This window comes from Ulvibacterium sp. (genome assembly GCF_965248315.1).
In the GTDB taxonomy this organism is placed as follows: Bacteria; Bacteroidota; Bacteroidia; order Flavobacteriales; family Flavobacteriaceae; genus Ulvibacterium.
Genome location: NZ_CBDFIX010000002.1, coordinates 1,639,364 through 1,660,664 on the forward strand (window position 1 = coordinate 1,639,364; position 21,301 = coordinate 1,660,664).

The window sequence follows — 21,301 nt, forward strand, 5'->3', positions numbered from 1 at the left end:
GGGTTTAACTGACACACACTAAATAAGAGGTTCTTTCCCCTAAATCGGCCCGTTAAATTCCCAACTTGCCTCGTATTCCATCTTCTTCGAGATTTAAAATCAATTCCAAAAGGTTGGGATACCATCGCTCATGATAACCGAACTCATTTCTTTTAAACTCCCGTATCGCCCTTTCCTTTTCCCAATTTTCAAAAACAACCCGATAGGCCGCAATGATGACCCCGGTTCGATCCGATCCGTGCCAGCAATGGATTAAGGCTGGTTTTTCCGAGATTTGGATTGTATAGAGCACATTGTTTATATCGGCCTCGACCATTTTGGCAGCCCGCAGTGGTATTTTTTTTAACTGCAAGTCAGTACCTTTTGCCTTTTTATCATCCTCTTTTAACCTTCGTAAATTAATAATCGTTTTCACCCCTATGGCTTCCAATTCGCGAAATCCTTTTCTGCTCGGTTGTTCCGAGCGGTAGATGGAATCGTTTATACGGTATAGGTTTTTAAAATATTTGGATTCTACTTTGTGGAAGTCGTCCTGCTGCGCAGCCATGGGCCTGATACTAATAGCAAGAATGGCCAACATTGAAAAAAGTCCTCTCATATTTTCATTCCAAACAATCCATAAAAAATTACAATAACGGAAATTACAAAAGATATTGTCATCAATCCACCGGAAATCATGACCACATATTTCATCCATAAAATACCTTTCCATAAAAAGTAAATTCCACCAAAAGTTGTGAGTACGGAAAGCAAGGGCTCAAACAAAAGAAACTGTCTAAAAAATCCCTTTATAGGGGTTGTCGTTACCAAAAGAGCCAAAGTAAAGAAGATGAGCCCCATGGATAAAATATGGCTGTGAATTATATTAAGTAGCTGTTTTTCATTTTTTTTGAATTTCATTTCCTCCGCTTCCAGGTCTTCCTCATTACCGAGATAGTTTTCCTGAATACCTTTTGGGCTCGCTTCGGTCGTTATGGAAACAAATTGTAAGGCCGATAAGAATCCAATACTAAGAACCACCAAAAAAATGCCAATGAGCAGTTTCATCTCTTTTGGGAAATGTTGAATGGAACGATAGAATTGCATTTGAACTATTCGGCTTAATAATGTTATGGAAGAATAAAAGAATCTTTTACTTCCCGAACCCTTCTGGTCCGTACAATAGATGGTCCAACTGTAACTGGAACAGTGTTCCCGCTACCAAATCGTGAACGGCATTTAACTCTTTCTTGTTTACGGCCAATGTAACCTGTGGCGCAGGGGTGTCCAATAAAAGAGCCCGGCACGATTCATTTTGCTGACAATCCTGGCAGAGGCTATAACTTTCCATAGTGTACTTGATGCTTTTTTGAAAATCCTTCAATTCCTTTCTAGAAAGTAGGAGGCCCGTGTCGCGAAAGACCAATTGAACCTTATTTATGTCTTTTACACTATTCCTTTTCCATTGAAAGGCCACTCCGAATGGATTGTGATAAATAGGATTGATATCTTGCATATGGTTCATGGGAGTAGTTTTTTTTCTTCTAAAATGGCTACACTTTTTAAAGCATTGGCTACCGCCTTTGTCATATTGGATGCAGAAATGGTAGCTCCGGAGATAGCATCGATGTTTTTAGCATATAGGGGAACATCGGTAGGGGATAACCCTATAAATTGTTTTAACCATCTTTGGCTTCCGATCTGTTGCCCATAATCTTCCCGATAAATCAAGACTTTTGACTTTTTTATGATCAAATCGGGATTGAACATTATGATATAATCGAACTTTTGTTTCATACTTGGGGCCTCGCCCAGATATAGGTACCCAATTAGATCTGTATCCTGAGTTATTTCGAAAAAGGAATCACCGTTTAGGGCCAAAGGGATAGTATCCTTTAAATCGGATTTGATGGCAATCCTGTTTAAAATGAAGGTTTCGACACCGTATGTTGCATGAATGGCAGCATCTATTTTCTTTTGCAGCCTAGGGGAAATTTGCAATTCAGAAAACGAAAAACATAAGAGAACGGCCCAAAAGGCAATCAACAAAGAAAAAGTCTTATTTACCTTGTACATCAATTACCGATTTATCGGTCACGAATTTTTGGATGATCTCGTTAATATCCTGTGTTTTGGCCTTCCCTTTTTCCAGGGGATAAAAATGCATAAACAGTGGTTGCCCATCTACCGCTTTGCTGAGGGTCAACTCTCCCTCCCTGTCATATACCTTGTCCCATGATTTGCGGACTTTTCCCCAGAACTCATGGTTGGATTTCCACCAATCCTGGGCAAGTTTGCATTTTTCATCGGCTACTTTGGTATAGATATTATAGCCTTTCTCTTGCGCCAATAGCACATCTTCCTTGCCATCTTCCCGGATTACCTTATCGTTGTCCTGTTCGTGTACCCAGCCATATTCGGTAATTTCCTGTCGGTTGCCACGGAGCATTACGTTATAATCCTTTCTTTTGCTATATTCCCTCCTGGGTAGGGGGGCATTTGTCTTGCTTTCCCAATAATGCTTGCCATCCACGTGCACCCAAGTGGCCGAACCTGAATATCTAGGACTATCATCCACTTGAAAGACCTTTTGTGTCCATTGGCCTTTTACTTCTTCCGGGGGAAGTTTTTTGAACTTCCAGGTATTGTCCTTATCATAATAAAAAACATTTTGATTTTCATACTCCCAATCTTGTCGCCAATGTTTCACCACCATGGTATCATTGACCACCAAAATGTGTTGTATCGATAATTTGTCGTCTTTATCCTCTATGAGTTGGGCCCATTCCAAAGCGGCGGCCGCATAATCGTGGTGCTTTTCATAATCGATTTCCGGGGCAAATGTCTCCGTATACTTGAACTTGATTTCATAGCAGCCGCACATATCCTTGATAGACTTGATGTCCTGCAGTTTTTTGTTTTCCTGGGCAAGGATCGGGAGGGTAAACATAGCGGACAACAGCCCAAAAAGAGCTAAATTTTTCATGATTATAGGTTTTAATTGATATACAAAATTTCTTCTCCAAAAATAGTATTTTTATTTAGATTGATTAAAAATAACTTATATATTTGTCGAAATAATTATATAGAATGGATCTAAATAAGGTGTTAATCCTTGTTTTTATGGGGTTTCTGGGAACCTCAATTTTTGGTCAGGAAATAGCTGTGGAAAATGATTCCGTACTCACAGAAGATTTGGACGAGGTAATTGTCACCGCTACCCGCACGCTCAGACAACTCTCGTCCCTGCCCTTGCCCGTTACCTTGATTTCCAAAACGCAGTTACAAAAAACCGGGGTCATTCGATTGGATGAAATCCTCAATGAGCAGACCGGGATTATTACGGTAGCCGACGAAAGCGGGTTCGAAGGCGTACAGATACAGGGTATTGCCTCTGACTATGTACTTGTTCTTATTAATGGAGTACCCTTGGTAGGAAGGTCTGCAGGCAATTTGGATTTGAGCAGGCTTACCATCGGTAACATAAAACAAATAGAAGTGGTAAAGGGGCCTTCCTCCAGTTTATATGGGTCCGAAGCGTTGGGCGGGGTCATCAATATCATCACGGAAACGCCAAAGGACGGAGACTTCCATGGTGACGTTTCCTATAGGTTCGCTTCGTTCAACACCCATGATGCCAATATTGACCTGAGCCAAAAATTGAACAAACTGGGCTATTCGTTTTTTGCCAATACCCTGCATAGCGAGGGGTACGATCTGCAACCGGAAACCCAAGGACAAACGGTACCCCCTTTCAATAATTATACGTTCAATGGTCAGGTATTTTACGACTTTTCCGACCGATTAAAACTCTTCACCTCTGGCAGATATTACCAACAGCAGCAGCAAGCAGACCTCTTTGTAAATGATGAACTTTTTGAAGGGGATAGTGATATTGACGAGACTAATGCACATCTAAGGCTTAATCATAAGGCCAACGAAAAATGGAACTTGGAATATGAATTCTATTTTACGAATTATACGGCGTCCGAAATCTTGCAAAGCCCCATTACGGATGATGTTTTTAGCCAAAGTAATTTTGATCAAAATTTGGTGAGGCCAGAAATTAGGGCCACGTATACCTTTAAACCAAAACATGCATTGACCACCGGGGTGGGTTACAATCATGAGAACCTAGATCGTACATTTTTTGACGAAAAAGTGGTCTTCGATTCTCAGTACGTCTTTGCCCAATATGATTTTTTCCCATGGGAAAAACTAAACCTGATTCTTGGAGCACGCTTTGACAACCATAGCGAATACCAGTCCCAATTTAGCCCAAAGGCATCCGCGAATTTTCAATTGAGCGATGCCATTTCGGTTAAGAGTTCCATAGGTTACGGTTTTAAGGCCCCTGATTTTAGGCAATTGTATTTTGATTTTACCAATTCGGCGGTTGGTTATACGGTACTGGGCTATAACGTTGCCGTAGAAAAAGTCCAGGAACTAGAGTCGCAGGGACAATTGACCGAAATCCTCTTTGACCTCTCCGAATTGGAAGAACCCTTGGAAGCGGAAAGTTCCATCGGGTACAATTTGGGTGTTGGATATGTCCGTGGAAACGTAAAAGTGAATCTCAACTTTTTTCGAAACGATTTTAAAAACCTGATCGACACTAGGGCCATTGCCAGGCGGACCAACGGGCAAAACGTATTCAGCTATGCCAATTTTGACCGGATCTATACGACCGGTCTTGAAATGGATGCCAGTTATAGCTTTAACAAACAATTGACCTTTACCGCAGGCTATCAATTGTTATATGCCAAGGATAAGGAAAAAAAGGTGGCCTTGGAACGGGGCGAGATATTCGCAAGAGACCCCCAAACCCTGCAGACCGTAGCTTTGGACAACTCTGATTATTTTGGGCTCGTCAACCGTTCCAGGCACACCGCCAACTTCAAGGTATTCTATGATGTTCCCCAATGGGATTTTAATATTAATATCCGAATAAACTATAGAAGTAAGTACGGGCTTTTCGATGGTAATGGTAACGGGATCTTGGACGATTTTGATACCACTTTTGTCGATGGCTACGCCCTTACCAATCTGGCATTGAACAAAACCTTTTCGAAAAAGTACACCTTACAATTGGGGGCCAACAACCTCTTTGATTATAGGGACGAGGAAAACATACCTGGCCTTGCCGGAATATTACTATTTACTAAAATCAATTTTCAATTCTAAAAACAATTCCAATGAAAACTACGATTAAATTCTTTACCATACTTTTTGTCACTTTTGCATTCGTTTCATGTAGCGATGACGACAACGGCCCTGAGCCCTTGGCCATAGAAAGTGAAACCGCGAGCAACATTCCTGCACCGCAGACCGGAGGACAACCCAGCCCCGACCCTATAGGTGGTCCATTTACAAAGTTCAGTTTTGCAACTGGTGCGGTCACAACCAGTGAAACAGAATGGGATATTGCTTTTAGGGGCACGACGATAGCCGTTAACGGTGGTGCCACTACCGGCACCAACGATGAACCGGAAAGAAATGGTAATGCCGGGGCCTTTGTAGCCACAGGTACCTTTGCAAGTATTGTGGATGCTGCCAGTTACACCTTTGCGCAAGATTCCGACAGTGGTTTTGCCGTTCCTACCGGAAGCGACAATGGATGGTATAACTATAACCCTTTTCCTGTAAACGTAATTTCACCCATTCCCGGACGGGTTTTGGTTATCAGGACCTACGATGGTAAATATGCCAAGGTAGAGATATTGAGCTATTATAGGGATGCACCGGCAGAACCTGACGGCATGGCTGACGAAGCCCGTTTTTATACCTTCAATTACGTGTACAATCCCAACGAAGGGCAAACCACCTTGGAATAATGAAAAAGTCGGTCAACATATTGTTTATAGCGCTTCGCTTGATTTTGGGTGGAATGATGCTCTATGGTGGGATACAAAAATTCCAAACACCTTTACCTTCTCCTGTGGCAGTGGTGGAAAAAGCGGAAAAGTTTACCGCGCCCGAAAAGGAAAATACGCTACAAAAGATATTGTATATCAGCGGAGCAAAACAGACAGGCTATTTCTGGCAGGTCTTGGGCATTTGTGAATTGTTGTTAGGTCAATTATTATTACTTCAGGGAACCAGTTTGGTAGGTGCCCTATTTCTTTTGCCTATTACATTACACATCTTTTTGTTCCATGTATTTCTTGAGTCCGATGAGGTGGGAGAACTTCTGGAAACAGGCGGATTGTTTCTAATCAATATTCTTTTGGTTCTGAAGGAAAAGGATAAGTGGAAACATTTGTTATGGATAAAACCGATTTGAGTTTGAGTTAGTTGGGGCCGGAAATCTATCAGATTTGGTTTCCGGCCTTTTTAATCACTTTAACAAACCTTGGAAGCCATTACAAACGGACTAAAAATATGGAACTACTCTACCAAAATGATTACGGTGCAACTTACAGAATTTTTCATAGCCCCAACCCCTCCTGTGAGATTCAGCTGATCATTGACACCGCCGGCCTCTTTATGTCCCGTTCGGACTTGGACCACCTGCTCAAAATTGTTCTTAAATCCCATGGGTCATCATGTACATGCCCAGAATGTGGTGGAGATCGTTGCAACAAAATATGGTGCACCAATCCTCTAATGGATATCCACCTTAAGGTGGACGAACGTATCCTTTTTTTATTGGAAGACCTTATTAAAGGAACCCTGTTTATCTTGGATATGGAATCTACCTTAGAAGAACATCTTCTCAAGCCGAAGAATGACGGGGAATGGAAATAGAACCGGAGTTGGAGGGTTTAAAAATCTGACTGAACCGGTTCAATATGGGGCAAAATATAGGAAGTAATATAGGTAACGAATGCATAATCAAGTCTACCCATTATAGTAATCTGCTTTGATAGTCCTAAAAATAAGAAGCTGACCATAGTCATTTCCTAAAAGTGTTTTCCGATTTATTTTGGTGGCTTAACAACCCATAAAAACACAAACTGTCGTGAAAAGAATACTATTGCCCACGGATTTTTCCGAAAACGCTTACAATGCCATCGATTACGCCTTAAATCTTTTTAAGGAAGAGGAGTGCTCTTTTTATCTGCTACACGTGTTCTCTCCGTCCATTTACTATGAAGAAAGGGAGTTCTATGACAATCGGAAAATGCCTTTGGACGATGCAAACCAAATAGATTCACTACGGCAATTGAATGAACTACAAGAACGGATTTTAAAGAAATTTAAAAACCCCAAACACCTATTTGTCCCGCACTCTACATTGGGCTTTCTTGTGGGTGAAATTGGAACTATGATTGAAAAGGAAGAGATAGACTTGGTCATTATGGGAACAAAGGGAGCTACGGGGGCAAAAGAAGTCCTCTTTGGTACCAATACGGTAGATGTCATCAAAAAAATAGAATGTCCGGTAATTGCGGTTCCATCCAATTCTGTTTTTAAGATTCCTGGGAATGTACTGTTTCCGACCGATTATGAAATTGATTACCGAAGAGAACAGCTCGCAGAACTGCTAAATATTGCCAACGAATACAGCTCAATAATTAATATACTGCATATAGGAGCAAGTTCCGATCTTAGTGAACAACAAGTGGCGAACAAATTGAAACTGCAAAAAATAGTAAAAGGGAATTCCTTATTCTATGATATTTCCAATGGTAGCACCATCCAAGGGATCTATGAATTTCAAGCTAGGAACCCTATGGATTTTTTAATTATGATACAAAACAAGCATACTTTTTTGGAGCGTCTTTTTATGAAGTCCATTGTACGGAAGATCGGTTTTACTATTACCATTCCCTTTATGGTAATACCCCATTGGAGCAAAAAAGGGAACACACAATAACTTTTTCCAATTTTAGTGCAGTATTTTCTGAGTTCGGAGTTGGCAAAGCATATGGAAACGAGTTTAATTGACCGATTTAATACTACTAAATTCATTCCTTAATAAATGTTCCCTTTTCTTGGACCACGGTCATGCCCCATTCGGCTATGGATGTCAAAATCGGGACCAAACTTTCACCGAACGGGGTAAGCGCATATTCCACTTTTAGTGGCGGTTTTTTTGTATGGACTTTCCGGGAGATCAAGCCATCTTTTTCCAGTTGTTTAAGCTCAAACTCAACGTACGTTCTGTAATGGTAGAAATTAATTTTCGCAATTCGCTATACCGTTTCTTTCCGTCGATAAGATAAACCAATATTACGCTTTTCCACTTCCCTCCGATAAATTCCATAGCAATGCTGGTGGTACAGGAAAACAATTTGTCATTGTATTTTATCAGTCGTCTTTCATGTTGTTTTGCCATAGGTGTCCAAATTGCGGAGGTTAAAACTAGGATACTATATTCACTTATGCAACTATACTTTTTATAGTATTTTTTTATTTTTTATACTATGATTATCAGATATATAAATCATAATTATCTCTTTTTTAGCCACTATCATTTTTGACCGTTATTGCCAGATATGAAAACTCGAATTAATTTTGGAGCTATACTTTTTATAGTTAAGCCATAACAGATAACACAAAAGATTATGAAGGCCATAGTATTGGAAGAAACAGGAGAAGTTGAAAACCTAGTAACCAAGGATATTGAAAGCCCTATGGCCAAGGAAAATGAAGTTTTGATTGAAGTAAAAGCCATCGGTATTAATCCGGTCGATTATAAAGTACGTGCCAACGAAGCTGTACTCCAAAAGATATGTGGTGGGCAGGCCCCTATAATCCTAGGTTGGGACGTAGCAGGAAAAGTGGTGGCTACGGGTAACAATATTTCCCAATATAAAGTAGGCGATCAAGTTTTTGGGATGCTAAATTTTCCCGGAAGAGGAAATGCCTATGCCGAGATTGTAACTGCCCCGGAAGACCATATCGCAAAAATGCCCAAGAACCTATCTTTTGAAGATGCGGCGGCAACGACGTTGGCGGCATTGACCGCCCTACAGGTTTTACAGGGCAGGGTTCAAAAAGATGACAGGGTACTTATACATGCCGGATCGGGAGGCGTTGGTCATTTTGCGATCCAAATTGCCAAATGGTTGGGCGCTTATGTGATTACGACCAGCTCGGCCAAGAATAGGGATTTTGTCAGGGCTTTGGGTGCGGATGAACATATAGACTATAGAGCACAGGCCTTTGAAAATGTTGTTAGGGATATAGATTTTGTTTTTGATATGTTCAATGGGGATATCTTGCTAAACTCGGTCAAAGTAGTAAGGGCAGGAGGCTCCATCGTTTCCATACCAACCCCGGAATTTTCCGAGGAAATCATGAATTTGGCCAAAGAACGCAATGTCCATGTTTCAAATCTTTTGGTACAGTCCAATGGAAATGACATGAATACGCTTAAAGGCCTATTGGCAAATGGAGCGATTAAACCACATGTTTCCAAAACTTTTCCCTTTGACCGTATGGCGGAGGCGCATCAACAGCTGGAAAGTGGCAGGACCGTGGGGAAAGTAGTGGTTACCCTATAAATGGACATGCTCATGGCATCAATAGAAAGAAAGCCAAAGCCGTATTAACTTTGAAAATTTGATATATCAGATGCTTTAAAATTGGGGATATGATTAGTTAAATAAAAACGGTTGGTCGAAATAAATAACGGAATACCAAAGAATGGATGTTCTAAAGAACGCTTCCTTTTTAAGACATAGAAATATCAATAGATAGACAAATTCATTAAGTCTGTTTAATTGAGTTTTGTTTTCCGTTACAGGTTTCCAGACTAATATTTATTTTAAGTCTTCATCTAGGACTTGGATATCAAGTGATGCTCTTTCTCCGGTTGCCATCCAGAAGTTATAGGTATTGCCCCAATATCCATCCGGCGTTCCCTGCCTGGCGAAGTTTTCCAAGTGCCGGCTGATAGTATCAATCTCATCTTCACTGATTTTCGTAGGAGAGATTATTACGGCTAGGGCCTTAAATGATTTCTGTGAATTTTGAACGGACGGGATACGTTCCCCATGTTGAGCGATAAGATCGGCATTGGTTAAGGTCGTAATGGCATCAGCTGTGAATTGTCCGAATGTACTTCCTCTTTCAGGATTTTCAGCTACCTGGATTGACTCTAATTCCTCTGAACTTATTAGGCCCATGGCATACAGTTCTATATTGCTGTAGGGAACAGAATTGCCCCCATTGGCATTTGGGCCAAATCCGTCCTTGCCATTTAGTTTACCCTGATAGGTATTATTGCCCAGATCAATGAGTTCATCAAAACCGCCCAATTGCCCACCGGCACTGGAATATCCCCAATGCCCCCCAATGGTGGTCGGAATAAAATTGTGGTTGCTCCAATAATGGGCAATTTCATGTAGAAATGGACCGTTTACGATATACTCCGTCCGAGGCATATGAATTACACTTTTCAGTGTACCAAGAGAACCATATTCTGCCGTACCCTCATAGAGGGACATGCCAAGACCCTGAACGTCATTTTTAACCTTGTAGGACCTGCCATAATATAGGCCATCCGGCTGTTGCTCTTCTACAGATAGTATAAATATAAAATCGAGATCATCATGAAAATACTCATATACTTTTTGGGATACCATTTTTACATCCCCTTCGCCTTCCAAAAACTTGTTGTACTCGCTGTTCGACAAAACAAAATTTACCAGTCTTCGATTATCCTCCAGGACAAAATTTTCTTCAAACACAATGGCCCCCGAAGTATCCGGATTTTCATCAACATCATTGTCAGTACCATCGTTAATTTCTGTGTCATCCGAAATTTCTGAATTATCGATATCTTCATTGTCCGTGCTACAAGCACTAATTAACAATGCCATAGAAAATAGGAAAATGGGAAAAAAGATTTTTGCCAAACTCTCTGTAAGGCTCAAAGAAGTACTTTTCATAAGTGTTCATTTATAGATTCAGGTAAGATTATAACGTATGGAAGAGATGCTTATTTTGTTGGGGTAAGGCTTTTAGTGTCCCCAATACGGTTCTCAAACGAATAAAAAGTCTTATTCGCCCAAGTAACATTTCTGGTTCTTCAAATCCTAAATCGTAGTAAGCGTTATAGGGATTTTTTGCCTGTATGATGACCGAAAAATTGTGTAAGAAGGAAAAGTGACATAGGTGAAAAGAAAAAAAATTGAATAAAACTGTCACTAAATCGAAAAAACGAAGTCTTTACTTATAGAACAGCAGTTCTATAACATCAATCAATCAAAAAATGATACAGATCCAAAATCTAAGAAAGAGCTTTAGAACCGAGGAGGTAGAGACCTTGGCTCTAAACAATGTAAACATGAAAATTGAAGATGGCGAGTTCGCCGCCATTATGGGACCTTCCGGTTGTGGAAAATCAACACTGCTTAACATTATTGGTATGTTGGACAACCCTACAGAGGGTAGTTATCAATTTGCCGGTCATGAAGTAAGTGGGCTGAAGGAACGCCAGCGCACGGAATTACGTAAGGGCAACCTGGGCTTTGTTTTTCAAAGCTTTAACCTTATCGATGAACTTACGGTTTTCGAAAATGTGGAACTTCCACTTATTTATTTAAAAATGAAGAAAGCGGAACGTCGGGAAAAAGTGATGAACGTCCTGGAGCGAATGAAAATAGGTCATCGTGAAAAACATTTTCCACATCAATTATCCGGGGGGCAGCAACAGCGGGTGGCTATTTCTAGGGCGGTGGTGACCAATCCGAAATTGATACTTGCGGATGAACCCACAGGTAACTTGGATTCCAAGAATGGAATTGAAGTTATGAACCTTTTGACCGAATTGAACCAAGAGGATACAACCATAGTGATGGTGACCCACTCGGATCGCGACTCGCATTACGCGCATAGGGTCATCAATTTATTCGATGGGCAAATCGTAGCCGAAAATCAGAATAGGGCCATAGGGGCATTGGTATAAACGAAATAAGATAATTGGAATATAAAAGAAAAAGCCCTTCAAATTGAAGGGCTTTTTGGCTTTTGTCAAAATCAATACATAAACAATTCATAGGGAAGTCTTAATTTGGGGAAATTGAACTCCTTGGTCTAAAAGAATCCAAGGGCTGCTAGAATTAAGCAGACAACTACAGCTAAGAGGATGGCAACCAAAACTACCACCATCACACTGAGGAAGCCGTTCAAGACCCTAGCACCAAAAGTGATTTCCTCTTCCATGATTAGTTTGTTTATTACAATGTATAGAATAATTGACTAAAAACCAAGGATTTAGAAGGGTATTTCGACCAATTGCGCTGCCTTTGGTATATTCCTTCGGTATACGGTTTGTTTGATCGGTAAAGGGTTTATAGGCCCTATTGTTCATTGCCGTTTTTGCCTCCGCTCAGTTTTGAGCTCAATTCCTCAAGGGAAACCCCTTTGGTCTCTGGCATCATGAAGAGTACAAAAATCAATTGTAGGACCATCATTCCAGAGAAGAAAATAAATATAGGCCATGGATTGTCCTTAAAGATCCCTTTTTCGGCATCTAGAAAAATGGGGGTTACCAAAGTGATGAGTGCCGCAAATACCCAGTGGGTTCCTGTTCCCCAGGATTGACCAAAAGCCCTTACCTTATTGGGAAAAATTTCTGAAATAAAGACCCAGATAACGGCCCCTTGGCCTACTGCATGAGAAGCGATGAAAATGAGTACAAAAGTCAATAGCAATGTAGAACTGGCTCCACTATAAAAGCACCATCCTACCATGGCAAGGCTTACAATGTAGCCTATGGAACCAATTTTCATCAACTGTTTCCTGCCCAATCTATCGATCAACCAAACCCCTACAAAAGTAAATATCAGATTTACGATTCCGATGGAAATAGAACTGAAAAGCGATTCCTGTGCCGCAAGACCGGCCCTTTCCAAGATTTCCGGGGCATAGTACAGCACAAAGTTGATACCCGACAATTGATTGAAAAAAGCAATCAGAAAGGCAAGGATCAAAGGGGTCTTATACCGTTTTGAAAACAATTTTTCCCCTGTTCGGGCAACGGAGATACTTTCTTTAATTTCCTTCAGTTTTGCCAAAGCCTCACTTTCGTTGAATAACACTTTCAAGGTCTTTAACGCACCCTCATCATCCTGTTTTGTAATGGCCAACCATCGTGGGCTATTAGGAATGCTAATGACCATTATCGTATAAAGAATGGCGGGAACGGCTTCTACGCCCAACATCCAACGCCAATCATTGGAGCCTCCAAAGCCTTGCAAAAGGTAATTGGAAATAAAGGCAATAAGTATTCCCAGTACAAGATTGAATTGATATAACGCCCCAAGTTTCCCCCGATTTTCAGGAGACGAAATTTCCGAAATATAGATAGGAGCGGCTACGGAAGAGGCACCTACCCCAAGCCCCCCGATAAATCGAAAAAAGGAGAAAGTATAGGGGTCCGGGGCTATGGCCGACCCTAATGCTGAAGCAGCGTAAAGGATCCCGATCCAGAATAGGGTTTTCTTTCTACCAAAACGATCACAGGGAATACCCCCAAACAATGATCCGATAACCGTACCCCACAGCGCCATGGACATTATGAAAGTACCATGGAACCATGGCGAGGTATTCCAAAGTTCTTTTATAGGAAGGTTTGCCCCGCTGATTACTACGGTATCAAAACCAAATAAAAATCCGGATAGTGCCGCAGTCAGCGAAATTCGAAAAAGCTTGGAATTCATAGGTTCGGTTTGTCGATTTCGGTAAAGCTAACAAAAAAAACCAAACCGTCTGTACACGTCAATCCAATGTGGCGACACTCGGTTTTAGCGTGTCCAAAGCATTGGGCTTTTTCTTTTTTTTGAGTAGACTATCGGGAATCTTTTTGGGCGCGGGTTTTTGGAAATCCGGTTTTTCGATGGCCGGTGCTGTTTGCTCATTGGGATGTAACTTCCTTCTTTCCCCAAGGTTCTCCCCACAAGAAAGCAAGACCATACAGGATATGACCAAGAGCGTAAAAATTTGGGAAAACTTCATGTGTCAACATAACGGGATTCAAAGTAATGTACGGATATAATGCATTATTTGGATGCCTGCGCCTTTTTTTTCGGCGACATATGTAGCATTGATTTGCCCTGTATTTTGTAGATAGTACTTGTCCTTCAGGAGGCTATTAAGTTTATTGGAAAACTCCTGGGAATTTTTGACGACCAATATTCCGCCGCTATCCACCAATTCTTCGGCCTCATTAAAACCTTCATATTGTGGGCCTATGATTACGGGTATACCGAATACTGCCGGTTCCAGGGTGTTATGAAGACCGGTGGCAAAACCACCACCTACATAGGCAACATCAGCGTAGCTATAAATTTTGGTCAATAGGCCTACCGTATCTACAATTAGCACCTCAAAACCGGAAAGGTCCTTACCCGCTGTTTCCGAATACAATACAACTTTCTTTTGGATAGACTTTTTTAAGTTGTTGATATGGTTTTCCTTTATGTTATGCGGGGCCAGAACGTACTTCATCGGTTTTTGCCCGGTGTTGATGAATTCTATTATAATTTCCTCGTCTTCGGGCCAAGTGCTCCCACCAATAAAACAGATATCGGTTCCCTTAAAATCTTCCATAAAGGATAGATGATTGTCTTGTTTCAAAATTTCCGATACCCTATCGAATCGGGTATCCCCACTTACCGTAACATTATTGAAACTAAGGGACTCCAAAAGGCTTTTTGAATGTGCATCCTGGACAAAGAAATGGGTGAACGTATTTAGTGCTTTTCGCATGAACCCTCCATAAGTCTTGAAATAAATCTTTTCCTTTTTGAATATTGCCGAAATCAAAAGCGTGGGGATTTCTTTCTTCGCCAGCATTTTCAAATAATTCGGCCAGATTTCATACTTCACGAACAACACCAATTGCGGATTAACGGTTTCCAAAAAACGTTTCGCATTTTTTCGGGTGTCCATGGGGAGATAGGTGACGATATCCGCAGCATTAGTGTTCTTCTTTACTTCGTAACCGGAGGGTGAAAAAAAAGTCACCAATAGTTTAAAATCGGGATATTCCAATTTCAATTGTTTTAGTATGGGCAATCCCTGCTCAAATTCGCCCAAAGAGGCCACATGCATCCAAATAATATTGTCCTGTTTTGAAATCGACTTTTCCAGAATATCAAAAGTTCGTTTCCTGCCTTCTACGAAAAGTTTGATCTTGGGATGAAAGATTGCCGTCAACCTTAGAAAAAACCAAGCAATATGGACAACAAAAGTATAGAGAAGGTACACTAGGCAATCGTTTGCGGCTAAATTACGGTTCTTTCCATAAATGCATATCCTACCTTGCCTATTTTTGTACCTTTACATTTTCAAACCGTTTCCATGCGAAAGATTCAAATGGTAGACCTGGGCGGTCAGTACCAGCCCATCAAGGAACAGATCAATAGTTCCATTGCCCAAATTTTAGAAAATTCGACTTTCATCAACGGTCCCGAGGTCCATGCTTTTCAAAAAGAGTTGGAGGACTATCTCGGCGTAAAACATGTTATCCCATGCGCCAACGGTACCGATGCCCTCCAAATTGCGATGATGGGCCTAGGATTGCAGCCCGGGGACGAGGTTATTACGGCGGATTTCACTTTTGCGGCGACCGTGGAGGTAATCGCTTTGTTGCAGCTGACCCCTGTTTTAGTGGATGTGGAACCTGATTCTTTTAATATCGACATTGCTGCCATAGAAAGAGCCATTACTCCAAAGACGAAGGCCATTGTTCCCGTACACCTTTTTGGACAATGTGCCGATATGGATACCCTGCTAAAACTGGCTGAAAAGCATAAGCTGTATATCATAGAAGACAATGCCCAGGCCATAGGGGCGGATTATACCTTTCCCAATGGAACAAAGCAAAAGGCTGGAACCATAGGCCATGTAGGTTGTACCTCTTTTTTCCCTTCCAAAAATTTGGGAGCTTATGGAGATGGAGGTGCTATTTTTACCAATAGCGATGACTTAGCACATACCCTTAGGGGAATGGTCAACCATGGGATGTATGAGCGTTATCATCACGATGTGGTAGGCGTCAATTCCCGTCTGGATTCCATTCAAGCTGCCGTACTTAGGGCCAAACTGCCCAAATTGGATAGTTATTGCGACGCGCGTAGGGTCGCGGCCAGAAAGTATACCAAGGCTTTTGAAAATCAAGAACATATCATCGTGCCAAAAACGGTTAACCGTTGTGAGGGTATTTGCGACACCTGTGATTGTCATGTATTCCATCAATATACGTTACGGATTACCAATGGAAAAAGGGATGCATTAGTACAATATCTAAGCGAAAATGGAGTTCCTTGTGGTGTATATTATCCAATTCCCCTTCATCGGCAAAAGGCCTATACCGATGAACGCTATAAGGAGGCAGATTTTCCGGTAACCAATCAATTGGTCCAGGAAGTAATTTCCCTGCCTATGCATACGGAATTGGATGACGAGCAAATAGCCCATATTACGGATACTGTCCTACAATTTGTTAATAATTGATTTCATACACTCCATAATACGATCGACAAACTTCAACCTTAAACAATATAGTTTATGAAAATACTAGTAACTGGAGGTCTAGGATTTATAGGTTCCCACACTGTGGTGGAACTTCAAAATGAAGGTTTTGAAGTGGTCATTATCGATGATTGTTCCAATGCGGATGAAAAAGTGCTTCAAGGTATTATTTCAATTACCGGAAAGGTGCCGATTTTTGAAAAACTGGATTTACGAGAAAAGGAAAGGGTGCAGGACTTTTTCAGTCGTCATCAGGATATAGAAGGGGTTATCCATTTTGCAGCTTCCAAAGCAGTAGGCGAAAGTGTGGAGAAACCTTTGCTCTATTATGAGAATAACCTGGGTACCTTGGTATATCTGTTGCAAGAACTTTCCCGAAAAGGGAAATCGAGCTTTATTTTTAGTTCTTCGTGTACGGTATATGGCCAGGCGGACAAAATGCCCATTACTGAAAACGCTCCGGTAAAACCCGCGGAATCACCCTATGGCAATACCAAACAGATAGGAGAGGAAATCATTCGGGATACCTGCAAAGTGACCCCAAATTTACAGGCCATTTCCCTACGCTATTTCAACCCTATGGGAGCCCATCCCAGTACGGAGATCGGGGAACTGCCCATTGGCGTACCCCAGAATCTGGTCCCATTTATTACGCAAACAGGGGTAGGGCTTAGGGAACAACTTTCCGTGTTCGGGGACGACTATCCTACCGAGGATGGTACCTGCGTGCGGGATTATATCTATGTGGTAGATCTGGCCAAGGCCCATGTAGTAGCCTTGCAGCGATTACTGGAAGGGAAAAATAGGGATAATTACGAGGTTTTTAATGTAGGTACGGGAAAGGGAAGTACGGTACTACAGGTCATTCAAAGTTTTGAACGGGTGTCCGGCAAAAAACTGAATTACCAAATTGTGGGTAGACGCGCTGGAGATGTTACCTCTGCCTATGCAGATACTACCAGGGCCAATGAAGTTTTAGGTTGGAGAGCAAAATATACCTTGGATGAGGCCATGAAGTCCGCTTGGGACTGGGAACAAAAGGTTAGATTAGGAGTGGTTGAGTGATCCAGGAGGATTCTTTGTCCAGTAAATCACCTGTAACAAACCATAGGGAACGTTTTGTACCTCGCAACCTAAGAACATCAATTATGTGGAAATATGTCATTGCTTGGGTACCCATGATTTTCATTGCTATTGCCAATGGAATATTCCGGGAAAAATTCCTTGCCGGGCGACTAAAGGAACTAGGTGCCCATCAAGCTTCTACAGGTACATTGGTCATATTATTTGGAATCTATATTTGGATAGTGATTCGAAACTGGAAACCGGAGTCCGCCGAACAAGCCATTTTTATTGGCCTACTTTGGTTAGTTCTTACGGTCCTGTTCGAATTTCTATTCGGACATTACATCGCTGGTCATCCTTGGAGTAAGCTGCTCCAAGATTATAATATTTTAAGGGGTCGAGTCTGGATAATTGTACTCATTTGGATTACCATAGCACCCTACATTTTTTATCGATTACTGCGATAGATTATTTTGGTAATTGCAAAGGACAAGGGCCGCAATTGTTTGCGTTTTTGTTAATTATCCACATAGCCTTGATCCCATGTTCTTTTCGAATGGCGGTTTCTTAAATCACATTGGAAGTCGGCTACCGCTTTAAGGTTCATCAGCACGGATATCCATCCGACCTGTACCTCCAAGAAATCACTTTCGGTCACATTTTCATTAATCAGGGTAAGGTCTGTTCCATCATTTTCGGCCTGCTCCAATTGAAATTTTACCACGCTGTCGAAATAGTCCAAATGGAATTCTTTGTTGTGGACGTTTTTTAGAATTCGACCGTCATAGGTTTGGCCATTGGGAAATAAGAAATGAATTATATCATCCTCTTCCGTTGCTTTTTCCGACCAGAATTTTGACCTTCCCTCGGAAGTAACGAGCAAATCAAAGACTTCATTTGGATTGGATTTTAAATGTATTTTCCAGGTAATTGTTTTCATTGTACCGCTGAGATTTTAAAAGGACCGTAGTGGTCTGGTACAAACATCAGTTACGGTTTTGTATTACTGATAATGGTTTATTGATTCAAATGCTTTCTTAATGTTTCGGTGAACTCTTTTGACTGATCGATCCATGGCATGTGTCCAGCATTTTTTATGCTTGTCATTTTGATTCTTGGGACTTCTTTGGTCCACTTTTCATAGAGCCCATTTCCAAAATCCAGCCAATCGTGATCTCCGATAATTATACCAATAGGGTATGTTTGCTTTTTGAATGTTGTAAAGTAGTTCCAACCATTTTCAGGGTAAGTATTAGCCGTTAAATCATAAACTTTGCCTTTATATAAGCCCTTTCCATTACTTAGTTCAGTCCACTTTGAAATATCATATAGCATCAACTTTCCAAAGTTGATTCTTGATTTTATGGTTTTTTCCCTTGAATTTAGAAGGGAATCCGCTCTCGTTAAGCCATATTTTTCCAGTTCTTGTCTTACTTCAGCCCTGTTTTGAAATTCTTTATTTGCCAAGAATTGTTTATGCTGAATGTCTTTATCCGCTTCTGGAAACGGTTCCTTAAGATGTGCCGGGCTAACCAATATAAGCTTTTTGATATGTTTTGGATATTTTGAAGCATACGCCGAAGCCAAAACTGCGCCCATTGAATGTCCGACAACTGTCATCTTTTCAAGATTTAACTCCTTTCGGAGTAGTTCTAAATCATTAATGTGCTGATTAAATGAAATCAGGGAGTCTGGAAATGGCGATCTTAATGAACCTCTTTGTTCGTAAAAGATAAACCTAAATTCATTCTGAAGCTCTGTTATTGCTTGCACTAGCCCACTATGTTCGGCACCCCAGCCTCCGTGAAGCATGATTATCGGTTTGGTCCCGGTTCCAATTTCCCTCACATAGATTTGTGGGTCATTATCCCAGTCGCCGGTAGATAGAAACCATTGGTTTATTGTTTGTTCGTCCGATTCTTTTTGAGCATTCCCTTTTACGAAAAACATTAAACCAATCACCAAGATTATAACTATGCTCTGAGGTTTGGTACTATGCATAAATTTCATTTTCTAAAGTTTTCACTTTAGAGATACTATTTTAAGAAGTTTGTTACAGTATAAATCCTTTTAATTAATTATTCCTCGGACGGCCTTTGGCTTTTTATATTTTGAAGAGGCGTATTCATCCAATAGTCGTCAAAATTATCAGGTTTTGTAATGGTTTGGTCTTTGAAAATATGCCTTCGTTTTTCCATGAATAAACCATCCATTGGATTTTTCGCATTAGGTTTTACTTCCTGTACAAAGAACTCCCGAAATTGATTGTAGTCTTTGGAAGTCCATTCGTTGATCAAATTGCCATCCACATCCCTTATATTGGATACTTTCACGCTTAACAATAATGAGTCGACAGATTTTTTACTGGCCGCCATAGTCATGGACATAAACTTAGCGGGGTACATCTTGGGGTATAGCAGCACTGTTTTTCTATTTTCATCACTATTATCAAGTACAACTTTTGTAAAATCTATTTTTTCGCCCTTGTATTTCAAGAAATAGTTATCCTCGTTCAAAGCATCCCGTACCTTGGGTGCTCGATTAAAGGACATTACAAAACACTGCAGATTAGGGTCTATCGTTGTATGTTCCAACACGAACTTAGGGGGATACCATATTTGAAATGTATTATGAAAAGAGATATAACTGAGGTACATCCTGTCATTTTCAGGATGATACTCCGTGATAATCTCAAAAATCAATTGGTTGTTTGTTTTATGCTTGTTGGTAGCTCCATTTGGCAACTTTTTTGTGCGGTCATATAAGGTATATTCCATCTTATGGATAGCGAAATCCCTTTTTGAAATGTACATTGTACCATACGCACTATAGTCCAAAAGTAGTTTCTCGAACTTAACAGTATAAAGGGGTTCGTCATCCAAATAAGTATCTGACTCTTTTTTGAACCGGTGTTCGGAGAGCAAATCCGATTTAAGGCGATGTACGAAAGAATAAGAACTGATTTTATAGTTGCGCAAAGCATCATGAACCCTTAAAATGGTAAATTCGTTGCCACCATAGGACGCTAAAAAAGCTTTGTCGATAACCTTGCGACCTTCTTTGAATCGATAATCATACGATTGCAACGCCAGGGTATCCCGTTTAAAATCAGTATTTTCTAGATAGTTGAAAATCTTGACTTTGGTTGTGACGGAATCGATGGCATCAAAGCCTTCATCAAATACTTCTAATATGGCTTCATTGAGATTTACATATCCCAAACTGTCTAATTGGTAATCACGATAATAACCTACTGTGGAAAAAGGTTCTACCGGATAATTTTCAGGTATCGACCTTAGGGCCTTACGTACTATCTGTTTCGCCGTGAGCTTCTTTTCCTTTTTCTTTTTGGCGGTTATTACGGCTTCCTCCAATGCCAATGTCGCCGGTTGCAGTCTCACATCATTCAACTCATGGACCGAAAAGTCTTCAATCAAGATTTCTTTTGACCGATATCCCATAGAGGATATCTCGATAATATCTCCGTACGCTTTATACTTTAAAGGAATTTTGAAACTTCCATCCGTATTTGAAATGATACCTAAAGCTCTATCCTTTATTCGAATACTGGCAAAGGCAATAGGCTCCTGTGTTTTGGAATCCGTTAGCTTACCAATGATATATTCAGGCTGTTGAGATAATGCTGAATTGGATACTAGAAAGAGCAAAAGAAAAAACAAATGAGTTCGCAATCTTTCTAGAAAGCTTTTGATCGCAAGAACTTGCCCTTTCGTACGGGTAGATTTTGATACATTTTTTATGTTGCGCAAAATCCATAAGATTTATCGTTCTCATAAAAATACGTAAACCTTTCTGTAAATTCCAT

Annotated in this window: 22 protein-coding genes and 1 pseudogene; 10 read left to right on the forward strand and 13 right to left on the reverse strand. The window is 40.7% G+C overall.

The window, feature by feature from the left end:
* Positions 1 to 52 precede the first annotated feature (52 nt).
* The 5 genes from ACP2AF_RS08570 to ACP2AF_RS08590 form a co-directional block, all read right to left on the reverse strand.
* Positions 53 to 598 (reverse strand): tyrosine-protein phosphatase, encoded by a 546-nt coding sequence (locus ACP2AF_RS08570; RefSeq protein ID WP_425235767.1) that lies wholly within the window; start codon positions 596 to 598, stop codon positions 53 to 55.
* Complete coding sequence (locus ACP2AF_RS08575) at positions 595 to 1,047, reverse strand: hypothetical protein (RefSeq protein ID WP_425235768.1); 453 nt, start codon at positions 1,045 to 1,047, stop codon at positions 595 to 597. Before ACP2AF_RS08575 ends, ACP2AF_RS08570 begins: the two co-directional genes overlap by 4 nt.
* An 85-nt stretch (positions 1,048 to 1,132) precedes the next feature.
* On the reverse strand, positions 1,133 to 1,504 hold the full coding sequence (locus ACP2AF_RS08580) for a hypothetical protein (protein WP_425235769.1): 372 nt from the start codon (positions 1,502 to 1,504) through the stop codon (positions 1,133 to 1,135).
* On the reverse strand, positions 1,501 to 2,055 hold the full coding sequence (locus ACP2AF_RS08585; protein ID WP_425235770.1) for an FMN-binding protein: 555 nt from the start codon (positions 2,053 to 2,055) through the stop codon (positions 1,501 to 1,503). The genes ACP2AF_RS08580 and ACP2AF_RS08585 overlap by 4 nt, the downstream gene beginning before the upstream one ends.
* A complete protein-coding gene (locus tag ACP2AF_RS08590) occupies positions 2,039 to 2,965 on the reverse strand; it encodes a DUF6607 family protein (protein WP_425235771.1) in 927 nt (308 codons plus the stop codon). The genes ACP2AF_RS08585 and ACP2AF_RS08590 overlap by 17 nt, the downstream gene beginning before the upstream one ends.
* A 104-nt stretch (positions 2,966 to 3,069) precedes the next feature.
* Between ACP2AF_RS08590 and ACP2AF_RS08595 the strand changes: the two genes are divergently transcribed.
* The 5 genes from ACP2AF_RS08595 (at position 3,070) to ACP2AF_RS08615 (ending at position 7,798) form a co-directional block, all read left to right on the forward strand.
* On the forward strand, positions 3,070 to 5,163 hold the full coding sequence (locus tag ACP2AF_RS08595) for a TonB-dependent receptor plug domain-containing protein (RefSeq protein ID WP_425235772.1): 2,094 nt from the start codon (positions 3,070 to 3,072) through the stop codon (positions 5,161 to 5,163).
* Between the two features lie 11 nt (positions 5,164 to 5,174).
* A complete protein-coding gene (locus ACP2AF_RS08600; RefSeq protein WP_425235773.1) occupies positions 5,175 to 5,813 on the forward strand; it encodes an HmuY family protein in 639 nt (212 codons plus the stop codon).
* Complete coding sequence (locus tag ACP2AF_RS08605) at positions 5,813 to 6,262, forward strand: DoxX family membrane protein (protein WP_425235774.1); 450 nt, start codon at positions 5,813 to 5,815, stop codon at positions 6,260 to 6,262. Before ACP2AF_RS08600 ends, ACP2AF_RS08605 begins: the two co-directional genes overlap by 1 nt.
* Before the next feature lie 98 nt (positions 6,263 to 6,360).
* Positions 6,361 to 6,726, forward strand: coding sequence for a hypothetical protein (locus ACP2AF_RS08610; protein ID WP_425235775.1), 366 nt, complete (start codon positions 6,361 to 6,363; stop codon positions 6,724 to 6,726).
* A gap of 214 nt (positions 6,727 to 6,940) precedes the next feature.
* Positions 6,941 to 7,798 (forward strand): universal stress protein, encoded by an 858-nt coding sequence (locus tag ACP2AF_RS08615; protein ID WP_425235776.1) that lies wholly within the window; start codon positions 6,941 to 6,943, stop codon positions 7,796 to 7,798.
* Positions 7,799 to 7,889: 91 nt separating this feature from the next.
* Here ACP2AF_RS08615 and ACP2AF_RS08620 read toward each other — a convergent pair.
* Positions 7,890 to 8,260 (reverse strand): annotated as a pseudogene (locus ACP2AF_RS08620) (winged helix-turn-helix transcriptional regulator).
* A gap of 229 nt (positions 8,261 to 8,489) precedes the next feature.
* Here ACP2AF_RS08620 and ACP2AF_RS08625 point away from each other — a divergent pair.
* A complete protein-coding gene (locus ACP2AF_RS08625) occupies positions 8,490 to 9,431 on the forward strand; it encodes an NADP-dependent oxidoreductase (protein WP_425235777.1) in 942 nt (313 codons plus the stop codon).
* A 258-nt stretch (positions 9,432 to 9,689) separates the two neighbouring features.
* Here ACP2AF_RS08625 and ACP2AF_RS08630 read toward each other — a convergent pair whose 3' ends face one another.
* Positions 9,690 to 10,820, reverse strand: coding sequence for a hypothetical protein (locus ACP2AF_RS08630; RefSeq protein ID WP_425235778.1), 1,131 nt, complete (start codon positions 10,818 to 10,820; stop codon positions 9,690 to 9,692).
* A 323-nt stretch (positions 10,821 to 11,143) separates the two neighbouring features.
* Between ACP2AF_RS08630 and ACP2AF_RS08635 the strand changes: the two genes are divergently transcribed.
* A complete protein-coding gene (locus ACP2AF_RS08635; RefSeq protein ID WP_425235779.1) occupies positions 11,144 to 11,839 on the forward strand; it encodes an ABC transporter ATP-binding protein in 696 nt (231 codons plus the stop codon).
* A 394-nt stretch (positions 11,840 to 12,233) separates the two neighbouring features.
* Here the strand turns inward: ACP2AF_RS08635 and ACP2AF_RS08640 are convergent, their stop codons facing one another.
* Genes ACP2AF_RS08640 through ACP2AF_RS08650 form a run of 3 tightly spaced genes read right to left on the reverse strand, consistent with a single transcriptional unit; the run spans position 12,234 to position 15,144 of the window.
* A complete protein-coding gene (locus ACP2AF_RS08640) occupies positions 12,234 to 13,595 on the reverse strand; it encodes a sugar porter family MFS transporter (RefSeq protein ID WP_425235780.1) in 1,362 nt (453 codons plus the stop codon).
* A gap of 58 nt (positions 13,596 to 13,653) precedes the next feature.
* Positions 13,654 to 13,890: a hypothetical protein gene (locus ACP2AF_RS08645; protein ID WP_425235781.1), complete on the reverse strand. Its 237-nt coding sequence runs from the start codon at positions 13,888 to 13,890 to the stop codon at positions 13,654 to 13,656.
* A gap of 18 nt (positions 13,891 to 13,908) precedes the next feature.
* The gene (locus ACP2AF_RS08650) at positions 13,909 to 15,144 is read right to left on the reverse strand and encodes a 3-deoxy-D-manno-octulosonic acid transferase (protein WP_425235782.1); all 1,236 of its coding nucleotides are present in this window, start codon (positions 15,142 to 15,144) and stop codon (positions 13,909 to 13,911) included.
* Positions 15,145 to 15,237: 93 nt separating this feature from the next.
* Here ACP2AF_RS08650 and ACP2AF_RS08655 point away from each other — a divergent pair, with 93 nt between their 5' ends.
* From ACP2AF_RS08655 to ACP2AF_RS08665, 3 genes are all read left to right on the forward strand, one after another.
* Positions 15,238 to 16,392 (forward strand): DegT/DnrJ/EryC1/StrS family aminotransferase, encoded by a 1,155-nt coding sequence (locus ACP2AF_RS08655; protein ID WP_425235783.1) that lies wholly within the window; start codon positions 15,238 to 15,240, stop codon positions 16,390 to 16,392.
* A gap of 54 nt (positions 16,393 to 16,446) precedes the next feature.
* Positions 16,447 to 17,475: a UDP-glucose 4-epimerase GalE gene (gene galE / locus ACP2AF_RS08660; RefSeq protein WP_425235784.1), complete on the forward strand. Its 1,029-nt coding sequence runs from the start codon at positions 16,447 to 16,449 to the stop codon at positions 17,473 to 17,475.
* 83 nt (positions 17,476 to 17,558) lie between these two features.
* The gene (locus ACP2AF_RS08665; protein ID WP_425235785.1) at positions 17,559 to 17,942 is read left to right on the forward strand and encodes a hypothetical protein; all 384 of its coding nucleotides are present in this window, start codon (positions 17,559 to 17,561) and stop codon (positions 17,940 to 17,942) included.
* A 50-nt stretch (positions 17,943 to 17,992) separates the two neighbouring features.
* Here the strand turns inward: ACP2AF_RS08665 and ACP2AF_RS08670 are convergent, their stop codons facing one another.
* The 3 genes from ACP2AF_RS08670 to ACP2AF_RS08680 form a co-directional block, all read right to left on the reverse strand.
* A complete protein-coding gene (locus ACP2AF_RS08670) occupies positions 17,993 to 18,415 on the reverse strand; it encodes an SRPBCC domain-containing protein (protein ID WP_425235786.1) in 423 nt (140 codons plus the stop codon).
* Between the two features lie 77 nt (positions 18,416 to 18,492).
* Positions 18,493 to 19,485, reverse strand: a complete 993-nt coding sequence (locus tag ACP2AF_RS08675; RefSeq protein ID WP_425235787.1) for an alpha/beta fold hydrolase — start codon at positions 19,483 to 19,485, stop codon at positions 18,493 to 18,495.
* Between the two features lie 68 nt (positions 19,486 to 19,553).
* A complete protein-coding gene (locus ACP2AF_RS08680) occupies positions 19,554 to 21,167 on the reverse strand; it encodes a carboxypeptidase-like regulatory domain-containing protein (protein WP_425235788.1) in 1,614 nt (537 codons plus the stop codon).
* Positions 21,168 to 21,301: the final 134 nt, after the last annotated feature.